At 66.9% G+C, this 18,858-nt stretch carries 19 protein-coding genes; 12 read left to right on the forward strand and 7 right to left on the reverse strand.

Going from position 1 to position 18,858, the window contains the following annotated elements:
• Nucleotides 1-165 precede the first annotated feature (165 nt).
• The 3 genes from HG262_RS12615 to pyrF are packed head-to-tail and all read left to right on the forward strand — an operon-like array spanning nt 166 to nt 2,759.
• Nucleotides 166-564 carry a diacylglycerol kinase gene (locus HG262_RS12615; protein ID WP_006227620.1) on the forward strand — a complete coding sequence of 133 codons (399 nt, stop codon included), beginning with the start codon at nt 166-168 and terminating at the stop codon, nt 562-564.
• A gap of 48 nt (nt 565-612) precedes the next feature.
• Nucleotides 613-1,932 (forward strand): FAD-dependent oxidoreductase, encoded by a 1,320-nt coding sequence (locus HG262_RS12620; protein ID WP_169271355.1) that lies wholly within the window; start codon nt 613-615, stop codon nt 1,930-1,932.
• 8 nt (nt 1,933-1,940) lie between these two features.
• The gene (gene pyrF, locus HG262_RS12625; protein WP_169271356.1) at nt 1,941-2,759 is read left to right on the forward strand and encodes an orotidine-5'-phosphate decarboxylase; all 819 of its coding nucleotides are present in this window, start codon (nt 1,941-1,943) and stop codon (nt 2,757-2,759) included.
• 51 nt (nt 2,760-2,810) lie between these two features.
• Here pyrF and HG262_RS12630 read toward each other — a convergent pair whose 3' ends face one another.
• The 6 genes from HG262_RS12630 to ribBA all read right to left on the reverse strand — a co-directional run bounded on the left by HG262_RS12630 (nt 2,811) and on the right by ribBA (nt 7,327).
• Nucleotides 2,811-3,380, reverse strand: a complete 570-nt coding sequence (locus HG262_RS12630) for a CinA family protein (RefSeq protein ID WP_169271357.1) — start codon at nt 3,378-3,380, stop codon at nt 2,811-2,813.
• Nucleotides 3,377-3,883 (reverse strand): phosphatidylglycerophosphatase A, encoded by a 507-nt coding sequence (locus tag HG262_RS12635; RefSeq protein ID WP_169271371.1) that lies wholly within the window; start codon nt 3,881-3,883, stop codon nt 3,377-3,379. Before HG262_RS12635 ends, HG262_RS12630 begins: the two co-directional genes overlap by 4 nt.
• Nucleotides 3,884-3,968: 85 nt before the next feature.
• Entirely contained in the window at nt 3,969-4,934 is a 966-nt protein-coding gene (gene thiL / locus HG262_RS12640; RefSeq protein ID WP_169271358.1) for a thiamine-phosphate kinase, read from the reverse strand.
• Nucleotides 4,935-5,141: 207 nt separating this feature from the next.
• A complete protein-coding gene (gene nusB, locus HG262_RS12645) occupies nt 5,142-5,639 on the reverse strand; it encodes a transcription antitermination factor NusB (protein WP_169271359.1) in 498 nt (165 codons plus the stop codon).
• Nucleotides 5,608-6,138 carry a 6,7-dimethyl-8-ribityllumazine synthase gene (ribH, locus tag HG262_RS12650; protein ID WP_006227613.1) on the reverse strand — a complete coding sequence of 177 codons (531 nt, stop codon included), beginning with the start codon at nt 6,136-6,138 and terminating at the stop codon, nt 5,608-5,610. Before ribH ends, nusB begins: the two co-directional genes overlap by 32 nt.
• Nucleotides 6,139-6,148: 10 nt before the next feature.
• Nucleotides 6,149-7,327 carry a bifunctional 3,4-dihydroxy-2-butanone-4-phosphate synthase/GTP cyclohydrolase II gene (gene ribBA / locus HG262_RS12655; protein WP_169271360.1) on the reverse strand — a complete coding sequence of 393 codons (1,179 nt, stop codon included), beginning with the start codon at nt 7,325-7,327 and terminating at the stop codon, nt 6,149-6,151.
• 157 nt (nt 7,328-7,484) lie between these two features.
• Here ribBA and HG262_RS12660 point away from each other — a divergent pair, with 157 nt between their 5' ends.
• The 9 genes from HG262_RS12660 to HG262_RS12700 all read left to right on the forward strand — a co-directional run bounded on the left by HG262_RS12660 (nt 7,485) and on the right by HG262_RS12700 (nt 17,406).
• Nucleotides 7,485-8,312, forward strand: a complete 828-nt coding sequence (locus HG262_RS12660) for an HAD-IIB family hydrolase (protein ID WP_169271361.1) — start codon at nt 7,485-7,487, stop codon at nt 8,310-8,312.
• A gap of 12 nt (nt 8,313-8,324) precedes the next feature.
• Nucleotides 8,325-9,140 carry an IclR family transcriptional regulator gene (locus tag HG262_RS12665; RefSeq protein ID WP_169271362.1) on the forward strand — a complete coding sequence of 272 codons (816 nt, stop codon included), beginning with the start codon at nt 8,325-8,327 and terminating at the stop codon, nt 9,138-9,140.
• A gap of 183 nt (nt 9,141-9,323) precedes the next feature.
• On the forward strand, nt 9,324-10,322 hold the full coding sequence (gene phnD, locus HG262_RS12670) for a phosphate/phosphite/phosphonate ABC transporter substrate-binding protein (protein WP_169271363.1): 999 nt from the start codon (nt 9,324-9,326) through the stop codon (nt 10,320-10,322).
• A 6-nt stretch (nt 10,323-10,328) separates the two neighbouring features.
• A complete protein-coding gene (gene phnC / locus HG262_RS12675) occupies nt 10,329-11,099 on the forward strand; it encodes a phosphonate ABC transporter ATP-binding protein (protein ID WP_006227608.1) in 771 nt (256 codons plus the stop codon).
• Nucleotides 11,096-11,980, forward strand: a complete 885-nt coding sequence (gene phnE, locus HG262_RS12680; RefSeq protein WP_169271364.1) for a phosphonate ABC transporter, permease protein PhnE — start codon at nt 11,096-11,098, stop codon at nt 11,978-11,980. Before phnC ends, phnE (HG262_RS12680) begins: the two co-directional genes overlap by 4 nt.
• Nucleotides 11,977-12,801 carry a phosphonate ABC transporter, permease protein PhnE gene (phnE, locus tag HG262_RS12685; RefSeq protein ID WP_169271365.1) on the forward strand — a complete coding sequence of 275 codons (825 nt, stop codon included), beginning with the start codon at nt 11,977-11,979 and terminating at the stop codon, nt 12,799-12,801. The genes phnE (HG262_RS12680) and phnE (HG262_RS12685) overlap by 4 nt, the downstream gene beginning before the upstream one ends.
• A 217-nt stretch (nt 12,802-13,018) precedes the next feature.
• Nucleotides 13,019-14,677: a CYTH and CHAD domain-containing protein gene (locus HG262_RS12690; RefSeq protein WP_169271366.1), complete on the forward strand. Its 1,659-nt coding sequence runs from the start codon at nt 13,019-13,021 to the stop codon at nt 14,675-14,677.
• A 310-nt stretch (nt 14,678-14,987) separates the two neighbouring features.
• The gene (locus HG262_RS12695) at nt 14,988-15,173 is read left to right on the forward strand and encodes a hypothetical protein (RefSeq protein WP_169271367.1); all 186 of its coding nucleotides are present in this window, start codon (nt 14,988-14,990) and stop codon (nt 15,171-15,173) included.
• Between the two features lie 37 nt (nt 15,174-15,210).
• Nucleotides 15,211-17,406 carry a phospholipase C, phosphocholine-specific gene (locus HG262_RS12700; RefSeq protein ID WP_169271368.1) on the forward strand — a complete coding sequence of 732 codons (2,196 nt, stop codon included), beginning with the start codon at nt 15,211-15,213 and terminating at the stop codon, nt 17,404-17,406.
• Nucleotides 17,407-17,479: 73 nt separating this feature from the next.
• Here HG262_RS12700 and ftsY read toward each other — a convergent pair whose 3' ends face one another.
• Nucleotides 17,480-18,610: a signal recognition particle-docking protein FtsY gene (gene ftsY / locus HG262_RS12705; RefSeq protein ID WP_348984385.1), complete on the reverse strand. Its 1,131-nt coding sequence runs from the start codon at nt 18,608-18,610 to the stop codon at nt 17,480-17,482.
• Between the last annotated feature and the right edge of the window lie 248 nt (nt 18,611-18,858).

Genomic DNA, 18,858 nt, shown 5'->3' on the forward strand with positions numbered 1-18,858 from the left:
GGGTGGCAACAACGACGAAAAGGTAAAGTGGCCTTACCAATTGACCAGAATCCTGCGCCTGCCGTCGATCCGTCACAATTAGGGTTTGCCCATAGCCCGGCGCTGCACCACGCGAGCAACCCTTATCTGTTAAAAAGCCGCCACACCCGGCAATCTTCCGCATCCATGACCTACGACCCGCAACACTCGCCCTTTAAAAGCACCGGCGGCTTGCGCCGCATCCTGAATGCGCTGCGCTACTCCTGGCAGGGCCTGAAAGCGGCCGTCAAGTACGAAGCCGCCTTCCGTCAGGAACTGGCGCTGGCCGTGCTGATGATCCCCGCCGCGTTCTTCCTGGGCCGGACCACGGTCGAGGTCTTTTTCCTGGTGGGCACGGTGATCATGGTGCTGGCGGCGGAATTGCTGAACTCCGCCATCGAGGCGCTGGCCGATGCGCTGTCCGTCGAACGCCACCCGCTGCTGGGGCGCGCCAAGGACCTGGGCAGCGCGGCGGTCATGCTGCTGCTGATCTTCGCCGGGGCCGTCTGGATCGGCGTGGCCATCAGCCGTTTCGTCATGCATTGACACGGGCGGCCTCCCACGGGGGACGCGCCTGTCTTTATACTGGGAGCCATGATGCCTAAATCGACGTCAGCCCCCTCTCAACGCATCGTCATCGTCGGCGGCGGTGCCGGCGGCCTGGAACTGGCCGCCAAGTTGGGCCGGATCCATGGCCGGCAACACATCACGCTGGTCGACAGCCGCCCCTTCCACATCTGGAAGCCCTCGCTGCATGAAGCGGCCGCGGGCACGCTGGACATCCACCAGGAAGGCCTGTCCTACCTGATGCTGGCCCACATGAACGGCTTTTCGTTCGCGCAGGGCCGTTTGCTGAGCGTGGACCGCGAACGCCGCCAGATCGTGGTGGACGCCGTCAACGACGCGCAGGGCCAGGAAGTCCTGCCGCGCCGCGACCTCGGATACGACACGCTGGTGCTGGCGCTGGGCAGCACCTCCAATTTCTTCAATACGCCCGGCGCGGCCGAACACGCCGTGACGCTGGACACCACCGAAAACGCCGAGCAATTCCGCCTGACCATGCTGAAGGCCATGGCGCAGGTCGACCTGGCCAAAGTGCGCGATCCGTCCGCCCGGCTGGACCTCGTCATCGTGGGCGGTGGCGCCACCGGCGTCGAACTGGCTGTCGAACTCACCGAAGCCAGCCACGTCGTCAGCGCCTACGGCTTGCCGAACTTCCGCGCTGAACGCGATCTGGCCATCACGCTGGTCGAAGGCGCCCCGCGCATCCTGTCCGCCCTGCCCGAGAAAATCTCGGAAGCCGCCACCAATCGGCTGAAAGAACTGGGCATTGGCGTCGAAACGTCTTGCCGCGTGTCGGAAGTGACGGGCAGCAGCGTCAAGACCGCCGACGGGCGCGAATTCCCCGCCCAACTGTGCATGTGGGCGGCCGGCATCAAGGGCCCGGCCCTGCTGGCCGACCTGGACCTGCCGCTGAACAAGCTGGGCCAGCTGGAAGTGAACGAGCGGCTGGAAACGGCGGATCCGCACATCCTGGCGCTGGGCGACTGCTGCTCGGTGCCTTGGCGCGAGGGGCGCACCGTGCCGGCCCGCGCCCAGGCCGCCCACCAGCAGGCAGATTACCTGGCCAAGAAGCTGACGGCGCGTCTGCGCGGTTCAGCCGAGCCCGCCGGCCCTTACATCTATCAGGACCACGGTTCGCTGGTGTCGCTGGGCCAGGACGCGGGGGTCGGCAGCCTGATGGGCAAGCTGGCCGGACGGGGACTGTTCGTAAGCGGTACACTGGCGCGCTTGATGTACATGAGCCTGCACCTGATGCACCACAAAGCGGTGCTGGGCATCTCTCGCACCGCCTCCCTGGCCCTGGCCCGCCTGCTTATGCGGCGCACGCGCCCCCGGGTCAAACTGCACTGAACTCCCCCATGAATTTCCTGCAAAAACTCGAACACGCCTGGACCACCAGCAACTCGCTCCTGCAAGTCGGGCTGGATCCCGACCCCCAACGCTTTCCGCGCGAATTGCAGGACAAGCCGGACGCCATCTTCCAATTCTGCCGCGACATCGTCGACGCCACCGCGCCCTACGCCTGCAGCTTCAAGCCGCAGATCGCGTACTTCGCGGCGCACCGCGCCGAAGACCAGCTGGAAGCGCTGTGCCAGCACATTCGCGACAAGCACCCCGACCTGCCCATCGTGCTGGACGCCAAGCGCGGCGACATCGGCTCCACCGCTGAAAACTACGCCCGCGAAGCCTACGAGCGCTATCAGGCGCACGCGCTCACCGTCAGCCCCTACATGGGCCTGGATTCCGTCGAGCCCTACCTGGCCTGGCGCGACCGTGGCGTGATCGTGCTGTGCCGCACGTCCAACCCCGGCGGCTCCGACCTGCAATTCCTGAAGATGGATAACGGCGAACCCCTGTACCTGCACGTCGCAGGCCTGGTGGCCGACAAATGGAATGCCAACGGCCAGTGCGGCCTGGTGGTGGGCGCCACGTTCCCGAATGAACTGGCCGCCGTGCGCCAGCGCATCGGCGACGCCCTGCCCCTGTTGGTGCCCGGCATCGGCGCCCAGGGCGGCGACATCACCGCCACGGTGAATGCCGGCGCCAACGCCGCCCGCAGCGGCATGATGATCAACTCCTCGCGCGCCATCATCTACGCCAGCGGCGGCGACGACTGGCGCGAGGCCGCCGGCCGCGCGGCCATGGGCCTGCGCGACGCGATCAACGGGGTGCGTTGAATCAGGCAAAAAAAGACGGGTTGCGAACAGGCAACTCGTTTTTTTTCGACCTTACCGGCGGTTGACCGGTGCCCCCACGAACTCCAGCAATCCCCGCAATGCGAATTCCACCGCGGCCTGGCGCACTTGCGTCCGATCGCCGGGAAACACGTGCGTCACGGCGCGGCTGGTGATGCCGTCGCCCACCCGCATCGCAAAGCCGAAGCACACCATCCCCACCGGCTTGCCCGGCGTGGCACCGCCCGGCCCGGCAATGCCGGTCGTGGATACCCCCACGTGCGCGGCGGGGGACACCAGCAGCACGCCATTGGCCATCTCCAGCGCAACGGGTTCGCTCACGGCGCCGAAGTGATGCAGCGCGTCGGGAGAGACGTCCAGCTCGGCCACCTTGGCCTCGTTGCTGTAGGTGACGAATCCGCGCTCGAACCATTCGCTGGAACCGGCCACCGACGTCATCGCGCCGGCCAGCAAGCCGCCCGTGCAGGACTCCGCGGTGCCAAGCATCCAGCCGTGGCGCCGCATCGCGTCGCCCAGCCGCTCGGCCAAGCCGACGGTCGTCGCCTCGGTCAACTGCGCGGCCGACAAATTCGACCGCAATCCCACTTCTTGTTGCTCGCTCATCCCAAGACTCCTGTGCGCGCGACCAGCGCCATCACCAGCAAGGCGTAGCCGGCCGCCACGATATCGTCCCACATTACCCCGAAGCCGCCCTTGATATGAGCGTCGAAGAACTTGATGGGAGGCGGCTTGACGATGTCGAACAGGCGGAACAGCCCGAACGCCAGCAGCTGCGACAGCCAGCCTGCGGGCGTCAACCAAAGCACCAGCCAGAACGCCACCATCTCGTCCCAGACCATTCCGACATGATCCGGCTGCCCAAGTTCACGGCCGACGCGGTGGCAGGCCCAGCAACCGTACACGAACGCCAGCGCCAGGAATACGCCAATGGCCAGGTCCGACGCGGCGGGCGCAGCCGCGACCCAGATGCCCCACGCCAGCAGGGTGCCCCAGGTGCCCGACGCCGGACGGATCAGGCCGCTGCCCAGGCCGAAGGCGATCAGCCGCCCCGGATCGCGGCATATCCAGGACAGCGGCGGATACACGGCCCGCGAGCGTTCACGCATGGACGGGGATGGCTTATCGGTAAGGGACATGGCGTTCCTGGGCCGTGGGTAGAGGGGGTATCGGTGGAAGCAGATCCGCAGCGGATCAGGCTGCGGGAAAGTGATCGAAGCCGGCCGGCAGCGCGGACATCGTCCGGCCCTGCCCGTCCAGCACGGTCAGGCCCGTTTGGGGCAGCGTCTGGCCGATGCGGGTCACGCGGGCATTGGCCAGGCGGCCGACGGCTTCCACGGCGTCGCGGCGGGCAGCAGGCGCGGTAAAGCACAACTGATAGACGTCGCCCCCGCCCAGCACTGCGCGGCTCAACGGTGCCTCGTCCATGCCCGCCAGGGCCGTGGCCGCCGGCATCCGGGCGTACTCCAGGCAAGCGCCCACCCGGCTGGCGGCCAGGATGTGGCCCAGGTCTTGCAGCAGCCCGTCGGAGAGGTCGATGGCGGCGTGCGCGATACCCCGCAGCGCCAGCCCCAGCGCGACCTGCGGCTGCGGCCATTCCAGCGCGCCACGGGTCGCGGCCAGCAAGGCCGCGTCGGCCGGATACTGGCCGTCCAGCAAGCGGTAGGCCACGTCGGCCGCGCCCAGTTCGCCCGACACCCAGATGTCGTCGCCAGCTTGGGCGCCGTCGCGGCGCAGCGCCTGCCCGGCGGGCACGGCGCCGAACACGGTGACGCTGATCGCCAGGTCGTGCGCGCTACGCGTGGTGTCGCCGCCGATCAGCGGGCAGCCATGGGCATCGGCCAACGCGTGAAAACCGTCCGCGAACGCGGCCAGCCAAGGCTCATCCAGGCGCGGCAAGGCCAATCCCAGGACGCAACCGATCGGCCGGGCGCCCATGGCAGCCAGGTCGGACAGGTTGACGGCCAACGCCTTGTGGCCCAGAGCACGGGGGTCTACGTCGGGAAAGAAATGGCGACCTTCCAGTAGCAGGTCGGTGCTGGTGGCGACCTGTTCGCCAGGCGGCACGGGAAACAACGCGCAATCGTCGCCCACGCCCAGCAGGCCCGCCGGTGCGGTTCGGGTGAAATAGCGCGCGATCAGATCAAATTCGGACGCCACGGCGACTCCGCTATCCGGCGCAAGTGGCCGGCATTAACGCCCACACGGGGCGCACAGTCCCCAAAATCATGCGTCGCACGCGTGAAGAGGGAGCCCCCCAGCCACGCGTCGAAAGAAACAGGTGCCCCCATCCGGGCGGCGTGGAGCCGGCTCCGCTGGGCCGCAGACGCGCCCCCCTGGGGGGAGGGCGCGCAGCGCTTCGGGGGGCTACCTCTTCGCCTGGACCTCGGTCGCGCGCACGTCGGCAGCCAGCTTGTCGAGCACGCCGTTGACGAACTTGAAACCGTCGGTGCCGCCAAACGATTTGGCAAGCTCGACGGCTTCATTGATGGCGACCTTGTACGGCACTTCGACATGATGAATCAGTTCGAAGCTGCCGATCAGCAGGATGCCATGTTCAACGGGCGACAGCTCGGCCAGCGGGCGGTCGACGTAAGGCGTGAACCGCTCGCGCAGCGCGGGCGCTTCGCGCAGGACGCCGTGCAGCAAGGTCTTGAACCACTGCGCGTCGGCCTCGGAAAAATCCTCGGTGTCGCGCAGGTGGGCATCGATCTCGCCGGCGTCTTGCGTGCCTTCGCCACCGCGCAGCAGCCACGCGTACACGCCCTGCAGCGCGAATTCGCGTGCACGGCGGCGGGCGCTGCGCGCATTGGCGCGGGCTTGCGCCGCGCTATCAGCGCTGGTCGTCGTCTTCTTCGTCGTCAAAATCTTCGTCCTCGTCTTCGTCGTCTTCGTCTTCTTCCTCGGGTTCCAGCGCCGCCACCAGGTTGGCCATTTCAACGGCCACCTGAGCGCAATCGCGGCCCTTGCCGGCGGCGCGGGCTTGCGCCTGCTCGTCGGTGTCGACGGTCAACACGCCGTTTGCGACGGGGATGCCGGTTTCCAGGGAGATACGGGTGATTGCCATGGCCATTTCATTGCTGACCACTTCAAAGTGATAGGTCTCGCCACGGATGACGGCGCCCAGCGCGATCAAGGCGTCGAATTCAAACGTTTCGGCCATGTGGGACAGGGCCACGCCCAGTTCCAGGGCGCCGGGAACGGTGGCGACCATCACGTCGCGTTCGTCCACGCCCAGTTCGGCCAATTCCTTCAGGCACGCTTCGAGTTCGGCTTGACCGATTTCTTCATTGAAGCGGGCGCGTACGATGCCGATGTGCAGCCCTTCGCCGTTCAGGTCGGGGGTAAGGATGTAAGGGTTCATGTGTCGGCCTTCAGTGTGTTGCGGGAGTATTCAGCGGGTCGCAATCGTAACCCGTAATCGTCAGCGAAAAGCCCGCCATGCTGGGCATCTTGCGCGGCCGGGCCAACAGCTTCATCTGGCCCACATTCAGGTCGCGCAGGATCTGGGCGCCGATGCCGTAGGTGCGCAGACCGAAACGGTCGGTGCTGGCGGCTGCGTCGGCCTGGGCCTTCGGGTCGTTCCAGCCGGCGATCTGGCCGAACAGGTGCTCGGTGGACGATTGGCAGTTCATCAACACCAGCACCCCTGCCGGCGCCGCCGCAATGGCCTGCAGGGCTTGCGCCACGCCCCAGCTGTGCGGGCTGGCGCCGGTGTCCAGCACGTCCAGCACCGAGGCCGGCTCGTGCACGCGCACCAGCGTTTCGACGTCGGGGCTCACGTTACCATGCACCAGCGCCAAATGGGCGGAGCCGGTGGCCGCGTCTTCATAGGCCACCGCCTCGAAAGTGCCCCAGGCCGTCTGCATGGGGCGCTTGCCCACGCGCTTGACGATGGATTCGTGTTCGCTGCGGTACTGGATCAGGTCGGCGATCGTGCCGATCTTCAAGTTGTGCTGGCGGCCGAATTCCACCAGGTCCGGCAGGCGGGCCATGGTGCCGTCCGGCTTGAGGATCTCGCAGATGACCGCGGCGGGCGTCAGGCCGGCCATGGCGGTCAGGTCGCAGCCGGCTTCGGTGTGGCCGGCGCGCACCAGCACGCCGCCGGGCACCGCGCGCACCGGAAAGATGTGGCCGGGCTGCACCAGGTCGGCCGGCTTGGCGTCGCGCGCCACCGCCACCTGGATGGTGCGGGCGCGGTCGGCGGCCGAAATGCCGGTTTCCACCCCTACTGCGGCCTCGATAGACTGCGTGAAATTGGTGCCGTATCGCGTGCCATTGCGGGCCGCCATCATCGGCAGCTCCAGCTGGCGGCAGCGCTCTTCGGTCAGCGTCAGGCACACCAGGCCGCGGCCGTGCGTGACCATGAAGTTGATGGCTTCAGGCGTGACGAATTCGGCGGCCATGACAAGGTCGCCTTCATTTTCACGGTCTTCTTCGTCAACCAGGATGACGATGCGGCCGGCGCGCAGCTCGGCGATGATCTCGGCAACCGAAGCGATACCGAAGGATTCCGGCTCGGAGCCGGGCAAAGAGGACAACTGGACGGACATGGCGGGCACGCAAACCAGGGCGGGAAAGCCCGGATTTTAGCGCCCCTGGCGGCAGATCCCCTATCGGGCCGCCAGAACGGCTGGCCGCAGGGGGCGTCCGGTTAAACTTTCGCCCGGAGATCGCCCTGAAAATTACACCCCATCGAGGAAAAAAACCATGCAAGCCCTTGCGGCCATGCCTTTGACCGTCGCGGCGGCGGTTCGCGTCGTCCTGACCGATATCGACGACACGCTGACCACCGAGGGCCGCTTGCCGGCCGACGCCTACGCCGCGCTGGAGCGCCTGGAACAGGCGGGCATCCAGGTCGTGCCGATCACCGGCCGCCCGGCCGGCTGGTGCGACCACATCGCCCGCATGTGGCCGGTGCGCGCCGTGGTGGGGGAGAACGGCGCGTTCTACTATGCCTATGACCGCCAGGCCCGCCGCATGACCACCCACTACTGGACGGACGCCGCCTCGCGCCAGGCCAGCCGCAAGCAGCTGGACGCCATCCGCGACCGCGTGCTGGCCGAGGTGCCGGGCTCGGCCGTCGCCAGCGACCAGGACTACCGCGTGGCCGACCTGGCCATCGACTTCTGTGAAGACGTGCCCGCCCTGCCCGACTCGGCCATCAGCAAGATCGTCCAGATCTTCCACGACGCCGGAGCCCAGGCCAAGGTCAGCTCGATCCACGTCAACGGCTGGTTCGGCGACTACGACAAGCTGACCATGACCCGCACGATGTTCCAGCGCGAATTCGGCGCGGACGTGGCCACTGCCTTGGACAGCACGCTATTCATCGGCGATTCGCCCAACGACGAGCCCATGTTCGCGTACTTCCCTATTTCGGTCGGCGTGGCGAACATCCAGGCCCAACTGCACCGCCTGACCCACCGCCCCGCCTTCGTCGCGGCCTTCCATGGCGGCGCGGGCTTCGTTGAAATGGCGGACCGGCTGCTGGCGGCACGCCAGGCCGCAAAGCCGTCCCAAGCACAATCGGCCTGAGGTCCGCATACCGTGGCCACCACCAAGACCCCCGCCCCCGCCGCCAACGACGGCCGTCGCAGCATCCAGTCCATCGAAGTGGGCGTGCCGTTGCTGGCCGCCCTGGTGGACGCCGCCAAGCCCCTTACGCTGCGCGACCTGGCCGCGGGCGCCGGCATGACCTCCGCCAAGGCCCACCCCTACCTGGTCAGCTTCATCCGTGTCGGCCTGGTGCAGCAAGACACCATCACCGGCCAGTACGAACTGGGCCCCTTCGCCCTGCAGATGGGGCTTGTCAGCCTGCAACGGCTGGACCCGGTGCGCATCGCCATGCCCGAGATCGCCAAGCTGCAATCCGAAATCGGCCACACGCTGGGCATCGCGGTGCTGGGCTCGCACGGGCCCACCATGATCCACATGACCGAAGCCAGCTACCCGGTGCACGTGAACATGCGCAAGGGCACCGTGATGTCCATGCTGCACACGGCCACCGGCCTGGTATTCGCGGCCTGGCTGCCGCCGAAAGTCAGCGAGCACTACATCGCCCGCGAAGAGGGCGACACGGCCGTCATCGCCAGCGTGCCGCCCCCGCGCAAGGCGTCGCGGGCCAACATCGAAGCCCAACTGGCCGATATCCGCGTACACGGCATGGCCCGCGCGCTGGGCAATCCGCTGCCCGGCGTGGACGCGTTGTCGGTGCCCGTGTTCGACAACACCGGCAACATCGTCCTGGGCTTGACCAGCCTGGGGCCCACGGGCCTGTTCGACGTGAGCTGGGACGGCGCCATTGCCCGGCCGCTGCTGGCCTGCGCGCAGGAGATCTCGCGCAAGCTCGGCTACCGGGCCTGACACGGAGTCTGGCTCGGGTCCGGCGTCGGACCCGTTCGATTGATCGCAAACAAACGAACATAAAGCGAACAATTCGAACAAAACACGAAAAGAAAGGCAGGGACTTTCCCAAGTGTGCCCGTCCCCGCTTGTGTGGTTGAATTCAGCAAATATTCAAATTCATCCCACAAGAGGAGACAAACCATGCACGCGATGCGTCTATTGCAAGCGGCCGCCCTGGCCGCATTCGCCGTTGGCGGCGCCACCGCCCAGGCCGCCGACACCTGCTCGAACCGGGGCGACCTGGACCAGATGTATTGCGACGACAACAAGGACCTGGTGGCCGATACGCCCACCGACGCGTCCAAATTGAAGACGCCGTCGACCCTGGTGTTCACCTACACGCCGGTCGAAGACCCGGCGGTCTACGAAGACATCTTCAAGCCCTTCACCAAGCACCTGTCGGAATGCACCGGCAAGCGCGTGGTGTTCTACCAGGTGCAAAGCAACGCCGCGGAAATCGAAGCCATGCGCTCGGGCCGCCTGCACGTGGGCGGCTTCTCCACCGGCCCCACCGCCTTCGCCGTGAACATCGCCGGCGCCGTGCCGTTCGCCGTCAAGGGCTATGCCGACGGCTTCCAGGGCTACAACCTGATCGTCATCGTCAAGAAAGACAGCCCCTACCAGAAGCTGACCGACCTGAAGGGCAAGAAGCTGGCGCACACCGCGCCGTCGTCGAACTCGGGCCACATGGCACCCGTGGCGCTGTTCCCCAAGGAAGGCCTGACGCCGGATAAGGACTACAAGGTGGTCTTCTCGGGCAAGCACGACCAGTCCGTCATGGGCGTGAACTCGGGCGACTATGACGCCGCCGCCGTGGCCTCGGACGTGTTCAAGCGCATGGTCGAACGCGGCCAGGTCAAGGAAGCCGACTTCCGCGTGATCTACAGAAGCGAAAAATTCCCCACCTCGTCCTTCGCCTACGCGCATGACCTGGAGCCGAAGTTCCGCGACCAGATGCTCAAGTGCTTCTACGACTACCGCTTCCCGGCGGAAATGTCCAAGGCCTTCGACGGCGCCGACCGCTTCTATCCGGTGACCTACCAGAAAGACTGGGCCATCGTCCGCCAGGTGGCTGAATCAGGTGGCGAGAGCTTCAACCGCGCCGCCTACGACCGCGAATCCGCCAAGAGCAAGAAGTAATCCAGCATGACGACGTCGCTACGCATTTCCGGCCTGGTCAAGGAATACCGGGCCGGCCGGCCGGTTCTCAATGGCATCAACCTTGAAATCGCCGGCCAAGGCCTGACCGCCATCATCGGCCCTTCAGGCACCGGCAAGAGCACGCTTCTGCGCTGCATCAACCGGCTGATCGAACCCACCCAGGGCGAGATCGTGCTGCAGTCCAAGGATGGTTCCGTGGACCTGGCCCGCGTGCGTGGCGCGTCGCTGCGCCGCGCGCGCCGGCGCATCGGCATGGTGTTCCAGGAATACAACCTGGTCGAACGCCTGACCGTGATGGAAAACCTGCTGACCGGACGGCTGGGCTACACCTCCGCCCTGAAGGCCTGGATGCGCCGCTTCGAACCCGAAGACATCGAGCACGCCTACAAGCTGCTGGATACCGTGGGCCTGGCCGGCTTTGCCGACCAGCGCGCCGATGCGCTGTCGGGCGGCCAGCGCCAGCGCGTGGGCATCGCCCGCGCGCTGATGCAACGCCCGCAGCTGCTGCTGGCGGACGAACCGACCTCGTCGCTGGACCCGAAAACTTCGGTTGAAATCATGGAGCTGCTGTCCGTGCAGGGCAGCGCCACCGGCATTCCCGTCATCGTGAACATCCACGACGTGGAACTGGCCCGCCGCTACGCCACCCGCATCGTCGGCATGTCCGGCGGACACGTGGTGTATGACGGTGACGGCCAGGGCCTGGATGCGACCATGCTCAAGACGATCTACGGAGGCGAGTCTTGGCTGGAATGACGCATCCCCGGGGCAACCGCCCCTTCGCCATGTCCGGGCGCGCCAAGGCGGGCCTGGTGTTGCTGGTGATCTACACGATCTACGCCGGCGCGCAGCTGGATTTCAGCTGGGCGCGCTTTGAAACCGGCATGGGACACGCGTCGACGTTTCTTTCGCGCATGTTCCCGCCCAATTTCGAAAAGCCCGCGACCTTGTGGAAAGGCATCGCGGAAAGCCTGGAAATCGCGGTGCTGGCCTCGGTGTTGGGCATCCTGTTCGCGCTGCCGGTCGGCCTTCTGGGCGCCCGCAACATGATGCCCGCCTGGGTGTCGTGGCCCGCGCGTTCGCTGGTGGCCCTGTGCCGCGCCCTGCACCCGGTCATCGTCGCCATCCTGTTCGTCAAGGCCGTGGGGTTCGGCGCGCTGGCCGGCATCCTGGCGCTGACGGTAGCCTCCATCGGCTTCATCGGCAAGCTGTTCACCGAAGCCATCGAAGAGATCTCGCTCAAGCAGGTAGAAGCCGTGCGCGCAAGCGGCGCCTCGTTCGCCAACGTGATCATCTTCGGCGTGCTGCCGCAGGTGTTCGCGCGCTTCATCGGCTTCGCGACCTACCAGTTCGACTCCAACCTGCGCAACTCCACCATGGTGGGCATCGTGGGCGCGGGCGGCGTGGGCGGCACGCTCTTCTCGGCCTTCCAGCGCTTTGACTATGACTTCGTCAGCGCCATCCTGCTGACGCTGATCGCCATCATCATGCTGGGCGAAATCATCGCAGGCTTCGTGCGCGCCGTGTTCCTGGACAACCTGGGTTTCGACCGTATTCTGCAAGGCCGCTTCGCGGGTGCGCGCGGCATCAGTGCCAGCAAGCCCCCCGCGGCCCGCAAAGCGGAGGTGGAAGAATGAACGTCCATACCTCCACGTTGAATCCGGCGGGGTCGCCGCGCGTGTGGCAGCGCTACAGCATGGGCCAGCGGCTGCTGCGCTTCGCGCTATACCTGCTGGTCGTCGCGGCCATCGTCCAGGCCATCCGCGGCGTGGAAGTCATACCGGAGTTCCTGTATGACGCCCCCGAGCAGATGGCCGACCTGTTCCGCCGCATGTGGCCGATCGACTGGGCCTACTACCCGGACGGCGTGCACAACGCGCTGATCGAAACGCTGCACATCGCCACGCTGGGCACCATCCTGTCCGTTTTCATGGCGGTGCCGGTGGGCCTCTTGGCGGCCAACAACCTGACGCCCAGCAAAACCATCAACATGCTGGCCCGGCTGATCCTGGTATCCAGCCGTTCGGTCAATTCGCTGGTCTGGGCGCTGCTGTTCATCGCCATCTTTGGGCCTGGCGCCCTGGCCGGCACGCTGGCCATCGCGTTCCGTTCCATCGGCTTCGTGGGCAAACTGGTCGGCGAAGCCATCGAAGAGGCGCAGCGCGGCCCTATCGAAGCCGTGACCGCCACCGGCGCCAGCAAGGCATCGGTGTTGTGGTACGCCTATTGGCCGCAGATCCGCCCCGCGTTCTGGTCCATCGTGCTGCTGCGCTGGGACATCAACGTGCGCGAATCGGCCGTGCTGGGGCTGGTGGGCGCCGGCGGCATTGGCATGGCGCTGGACACCGCGCTGAACCTGTTCCAGTGGGACCGCGTGGCGCTGGTGCTGGCCGCGATCTTCGTCGTGGTGGTACTGGCCGAAATCATCATCACCCAGGCGCGCAAACGCATCCTTTAGCCGCGTCCCCGTTTACGCTTGTCGGTTTCCCCTGACCAGCGCTCCTTGGCGCCGCCTTCGAAACAGGGCGGCGTTTTTTCTTGCTTGCCACATCGCGCTGGCTTGTCCACAGCTTGCGTTCACGTCTATGCTCAATGTGAACAAAATATGAACGGTCATCAAATCCCGCCTCCTGGTTGATTAAGATCTCGGCTTTTGCCGTTGGACACCCACCGCCATGTCGGAACAGGAACTGAAACTGCATGTGCCCACGGCTTCGCGCCAGGCCGTGCTGCGAGAGATCAAGCAACGCGAGGCCACTCGCATCCGCTTGCATGCCATGTATTTCGACACGCCGGAGCGCGAACTCGCGCGGGCGCGCATCGCCATCCGGCTGCGCCAGGAAGGCCGCGATTGGGTCCAGACGCTAAAGATGCCGGGCATCAACGCCATCACCCGCATTGAATTGAACCACCCGCGCCCCGGCCCGGTGCTGGACCTGTCGGTGTATGCCGGCACCGAAGTCGAAGCTGCGCTGTCCGCGGTCAAAGGTGAACTTGGCCTGCGCTACGAAACCGACGTGCAGCGGCTGCTGCGCAAGGTCCGCACGCGCTTCGGCACCGTGGAACTTGCGTACGACACCGGCATCCTGCGCGCTGGCGCATTGGAACTGCCCATCTCCGAACTGGAGTTCGAACTGGTGTCGGGCCGCCCGGCCGCCATCTTCGCCAGCGCGCGCGGCTGGCAGCAACGCCATGGCCTGGTGCTGGACCCGCGCAGCAAGTCCGAACGCGGCGACGCGCTGGCCCAACTGGCCCAGCGCCTGGCCGATGTGGACGCCATCCCCGGCGAAGACCTGGAAGCCCGCCGTGCCCAGGCCATCTCCCAATTCTGGGCACCGCGCGGCGCGGCCGCCGTGAAGCTGCGCGACGACATGACGCCGTCGCAGGCGATGGGGCGCATCGCCGCGGAATGCCTGGACCAGATCGCGCGCAACGCCGCAGTGCTGGCCGAAGTCGATACCGAAGGCGTGTACCGCGCCGGCAACTCCGAACATGTGCACCAGTTGCGTGTGGGCGTGCGCCGGCTGCGCTCGGCCTGGAAACTCTTCGACGGCTGGATCGCGCCGGTGCCGGAAGCCATGCTGCAAGGCGTGCGCACACACTTCGCCGCCTTCGGCGCCAACCGCGACCAGGACGTGCTGAACGAAACCGTGGCGCCCGCGCTGATCCGCGCCGGCATGCCCGTGATCCCGATGGAAGCCGCGCCGCCCGAACAGGACGCCCAGACTATCGCCGGCGGCAAGGCCTTTCAGGCCTGGCTGCTTGAACTGCTGGAATGGAGCCTGGACGTGCCGCCGGCGGTGCCTGCCGGCAACACCCAGACCATCGCCAACGGCACGCCCAGCGACGCCGCGCCCGAGCCCGCCATCCGGCTGGAAGGCGGCGTGGCCGGCCCCAGCGTCAAGCCCACCATCATCCCCATGCTGGCGCCCGAACCCGATCCGCAGCGCCTGCACAAGCAGCTGGCGCGCCGCCTGCACCGCTGGCACAGCAAAGTGGCCGACCAGGGCACGCAGTTTGCGACGCTGGACGTCCCCACACGCCATGAATTGCGCAAGCGCGGCAAGCGGCTGCGCTACAGCCTGGCGTTTGCGGAATCGCTGCTGCCCGCGGCCAAGCTGCGGGGCTACCGCAAACTGCTGTCCAAGGTGCAGGACGTGCTGGGCGAAATCAATGACCTGGCCGTCGCCCGCGACTACTACGAGTCGTGTACGGCCACCCATCCGCAAGCCTGGTTCGCGCTGGGCTGGATCAGCGCGCGCCTGGAAGAACTGGCGGACGAAGCGCAGAAAGCCTTCGACGACCTGGCGCGCAGCAAGCCCTTCTGGAAATGAATGCCGCATGCCCCGCCTTGGCCGCGACGGCCGGGGCGGTCGCGCGCGTTTACCGCAGCGGCAAGTCAATCCGTGAATTCGATTTCACCTCGACACGCATCTAGCACAGCGTTTCAAAAAAAACGGCACGGCAAGCTTCGGGTCAGCTGTCTGTAAAACGAACGACATCCGACGCGCCAATACTGGATCGCTGACGTCCGGCCACACTGCGCCGGGCGCCCACGTGGCCCGCAGCATCCGCCCGACCTTCGTCCTGTGTGACGGCAACGGCCCCCTGCGGGCCGTCAGCCCATCCACACTTGCCGAACCCATGGAAACCACTTCCCACTTGCTCGCCCATGCAAGACGAGGCCTCGCGGCCTTCTGCGCGCTGTCGCTCGTGTTTTCGCTGTCCGCCTGCGGCGGCGACGACGACGATTCGGACGAACCCGCTCCCCCGCCCATCACGACGCCCCCCCCGCCGCCCGCCGCGTGCGCGTCGCACTGCGCGCCCTGAGCCCGTTCCCCTCCGACCTTCAACGACAGAGAAGCCAATGACGTTCGACGCCTCCAAGAGAAAATTCTTCAAGACCACGCTGGGAACCACCGCGGCCGTAAGCGCCTTGTCGATGTTCCCGCCCAGCATCCGACGCGCGCTGGCCATCGAAGCCAGCAGCCCGACGGGCACGATTCAGGACGTCAAGCACGTCGTGATGCTGATGCTGGAAAATCGTTCCTTCGACGGCTACTTCGGTACCTTCCCCGGCGTGCGCGGCTTCGGCGACCGCTTCCCCATTCCGCTGGCCAACGGCAAGTCGGTGTTCCACCAGACGCGCAGCGACGGCACCGAAGAGCTGCCCTATCACCTGGACACGACGCTGGGCAACGCGCAGCGCGCCGGCAGCACGCCGCACTCGTGGCCCAATTGCCAGGCCGCCTGGGACCACGGCCGCATGAACAAGTGGCCCAGCGCCAAGCAGCCGCTGTCGATGGGCTACTACGAAGCCGCCGAAGTCCCTTTCCACCGCGCGCTGGCCGACGCCTTCACGCTGTGCGACAACTACCACTGCGCCATGCACGCCGGCACCATCCCCAACCGGCTGTTCTTCTGGACCGGCACCAACGGCCCGTCGGGCGATAATGTATCGGTGGTGATGAACGAAATGAACGACGGCGCCGACGTGGGCCCGTCCACCGAAGGCTGGACCTGGACCACCTACGCGGATCGCCTGCAGCAGGCGGGCGTCAGTTGGAAGGTCTACCAGAACATCCCGGACAACTTCGGCTGCAACGAGATGATGAGCTTCCGGCACTGGCGCGCCGAGATCGAAAAGATGCCGGCGGACCGGCAGGTGACCAACCAGGGCGGACCCGCCTACAACCCCGCCATCGACGACCTCTACAGCCCCCTGGCCAAGGGCTTCGGCAACACCATGCCCGACGGCGGTTTCCTGCAGAGCCTGCGCGACGACGTCATGAACGGCACGCTGCCGGAAGTGTCGTGGATCATCCCGCCGGCCGCCTACAGCGAGCACCCCGGGCCTTCCAGCCCCGCCAAGGGCGCGTGGTACATCCAGGCCGCGCTGGACGCGCTGACACAATCGCCCGAGGTCTGGAGCAAGACCGTATTCCTGGTCACCTACGACGAGAACGACGGCTTCTTCGACCACATGCCCACGCCGTCCGCCCCCTCGCGCAACGATGACGGCACGCTGGCGGGCAAGTCCACGCTGACGGACGCCGAGATGGCATTCGAGTACTTCACCTACCCGCCTGCCACCCCCAAGCAACTGACCGCCGATGGCAAGCCCTACGGCCCCGGCATGCGCGTGCCGATGTGGGTGATCTCGCCATGGAGCCGCGGCGGCTGGGTCAATTCGCAGGTGTTCGACCACACGTCGGCGCTGCGCTTTCTGGAGCAGCGCTTCGGCGTCGTCGAACCCAATATCAGCGCGTTCCGGCGCGCCGTCTGCGGCGACCTTACCTCCACGCTGAATTTCGTATCGCCCAACAGCGCCGCCCTGCCCACCTTGCCGGGCCGCATGACCAAGACGGACGCCGACGGGCTGACGACGTGGCAGGAATCGCAGCCCGCTATCGCCATCCCCACGCAACAGACGCTGGCCAAGCAGGCCCCCGGCACGCGCCCGTCGCGCGCCCTGCCCTATGAGCTGCACACGAGCGCCCGCGAAGACGCGCGCGAGAACCGCGTCAGGCTGTTGTTCGCCAACGCCAGCAGCGGCCAGGCCGCCGCCGTCTTCCACGTGTACGACAAGCTGCATCTGGATCGCATCCCGCGCCGCTATGTGGTCGAGGCGGGCAAGTCGCTGGACGACGCCTGGGACGTGTCTGCCGACAGCGGCAAATACGACCTGTGGGTACTGGGGCCGAACGGCTATCACCGCGCCTTCGCGGGCGACCTGATGCAGACCGGCGGCGCGCAGCCCGAGATCCAGGTGTGCTACGTGCCCTGCGAGGATCCGCAGGTGCAGGTCAAGCTGCACAACAACGGCAGCCAGGCCTGCACATTCAATGTGCACGCGATGGCGTACCGCAGCGACGGCCCCTGGACCGCCACCGTGCAACCGGGCCAGACGGGCGAACTGAGCTGGCCGGTCGGCGACAGCGGCCAGTGGTATGACTTTGCGGTGGCCTGCGACGGCTACGGCGCATTCCAGCGCCGCTTTGCTGGCCGCATGGAAACAGGCCAAGACGGCGTCAGCGACCCGGCGATGGGCCAGGTAGGCTGAGGCTTGATTCGCCGCCAATAGAAACGGGGCGGCGCTTGCGCGCCGCCCCGTTTCCGACGCTTCCGCGGGTGGCTCAGTCCGCCAGCAAAGCCGCGGCGAATTCGTCCGCCACGAACGGCTGCAAGTCTTCCAGGCTTTCGCCCACGCCGATCCAGTAGACGGGAATCGGGCGCACGCCCTGGCTGCCCGCCGCGACCGCTGCCAAGGTACCGCCCTTGGCCGTGCCGTCCAGCTTGGTCACGACCAGGCCCGTCAGCGTGATGGCCGCGTCGAACGCGCGGATCTGCGCCAGCGCGTTCTGCCCGGTGTTGCCGTCCACCACCAGCAGCACTTCGTGCGGCGCGGTGGCATCGGCCTTGCCGATGACGCGGCGGATCTTCTTCAGCTCTTCCATCAGGTGCAACTGCGTGGGCAAGCGCCCGGCGGTGTCCACCATGACCACGCCCATGCCGCGCGCGCGGCCGGCGTTGACCGAGTCGAACGCCACGGCGGCAGGGTCGCCACCATCCTGCGCGATGACGCTGACGTTATTGCGGCTGCCCCATTCCACGAGCTGTTCGCGCGCGGCGGCGCGGAACGTGTCGCCCGCGGCCAGCAGGACGCTGGCGCCCTGGCGTTGGAACGTGTGAGCCAGCTTGCCGATGGAGGTCGTCTTGCCCGCGCCGTTGACGCCGGCGATCATCACCACCAGCGGCTTGGCGCGGGTCAGGTCGAACGCGCGCTCCAGCGGACGCAGATGGTCGGCCAGCACCTGGCGCAGGGCCGTCTTCACCTTGGCCGGGTCTTCGATGCGTTCCTTCTTGACGCGCGCACGCAGCGCGGTCAGCAGCTTCTCGGTGGCCTCCAGGCCAGCATCGGCCATAATGAGCGCCGATTCGAGTTCCTCGAACAGGTTTTCGTCGACCTTGACGCCGATGAAGATGCCGCCAATGCTCTGGCCGGTACGCGACAGGCCCTGCTTCAGCCGCGACAGCCACGACGCCTTTTTGGGCGCTTCGGCGGCAACGGGTTCGGCGACCGGGACCGGCGCGGGAGCCGGTGCAAATGCAGGGGCGGGATTCGGTGTCGGAGCAGGAGCCGCTGGCGTTGCCGCAACAGGCACGGCAGGCGCCGGTGCTGCAACCCGGACAGGCTCAGGCGCAGGTGTTGCCGTGGGAACCGTGGCGGCCGGCGCGTTAAGCGGCGCGCTGACCGGAGCAAGAATCGGCGCATTGGCCGGTGCTTGTACTGGCGCTGCAGCGGGCGCCGTGACCGGTGCGCTGAACGGCGCCTGGACCGGCGCATCGGCGCGTGCGATCGGCGCTACAGTCGGTGCTGTCGGTGCTGTCGATGCTGCCAGTGCTGTCGGCGCGACAGGCGCGGCCGGGACGGGAGCAGGTCCGGGCTCCGGATCGGGAACCGGCGCCGGCGTCGGGACCACGACCACGGGGCTCGGAGCGGGCGCGAGCGCAA

Source organism: Achromobacter sp. Bel (assembly GCF_012928505.1).
Lineage (GTDB): Bacteria > Pseudomonadota > Gammaproteobacteria > Burkholderiales > Burkholderiaceae_B > Achromobacter.

Coding starts and splice junctions, on each gene's coding strand:
- HG262_RS12620 (WP_169271355.1), top strand. CDS start 613: ATGATGCCTAAATCGACGTCAGCCCCCTCTCAACGCATCGTCATCGTC.
- ribH (WP_006227613.1), bottom strand. CDS start 6,138: ATGAACCCTTACATCCTTACCCCCGACCTGAACGGCGAAGGGCTGCAC.
- HG262_RS12660 (WP_169271361.1), top strand. CDS start 7,485: ATGCAAGCCCTTGCGGCCATGCCTTTGACCGTCGCGGCGGCGGTTCGC.
- phnD (WP_169271363.1), top strand. CDS start 9,324: ATGCACGCGATGCGTCTATTGCAAGCGGCCGCCCTGGCCGCATTCGCC.
- HG262_RS12695 (WP_169271367.1), top strand. CDS start 14,988: ATGGAAACCACTTCCCACTTGCTCGCCCATGCAAGACGAGGCCTCGCG.
- phnE (WP_169271365.1), top strand. CDS start 11,977: ATGAACGTCCATACCTCCACGTTGAATCCGGCGGGGTCGCCGCGCGTG.
- HG262_RS12690 (WP_169271366.1), top strand. CDS start 13,019: ATGTCGGAACAGGAACTGAAACTGCATGTGCCCACGGCTTCGCGCCAG.
- HG262_RS12635 (WP_169271371.1), bottom strand. CDS start 3,883: ATGCGTGAACGCTCGCGGGCCGTGTATCCGCCGCTGTCCTGGATATGC.
- HG262_RS12615 (WP_006227620.1), top strand. CDS start 166: ATGACCTACGACCCGCAACACTCGCCCTTTAAAAGCACCGGCGGCTTG.
- phnC (WP_006227608.1), top strand. CDS start 10,329: ATGACGACGTCGCTACGCATTTCCGGCCTGGTCAAGGAATACCGGGCC.
- phnE (WP_169271364.1), top strand. CDS start 11,096: ATGACGCATCCCCGGGGCAACCGCCCCTTCGCCATGTCCGGGCGCGCC.
- ribBA (WP_169271360.1), bottom strand. CDS start 7,327: ATGTCCGTCCAGTTGTCCTCTTTGCCCGGCTCCGAGCCGGAATCCTTC.
- HG262_RS12700 (WP_169271368.1), top strand. CDS start 15,211: ATGACGTTCGACGCCTCCAAGAGAAAATTCTTCAAGACCACGCTGGGA.
- HG262_RS12630 (WP_169271357.1), bottom strand. CDS start 3,380: ATGAGCGAGCAACAAGAAGTGGGATTGCGGTCGAATTTGTCGGCCGCG.
- pyrF (WP_169271356.1), top strand. CDS start 1,941: ATGAATTTCCTGCAAAAACTCGAACACGCCTGGACCACCAGCAACTCG.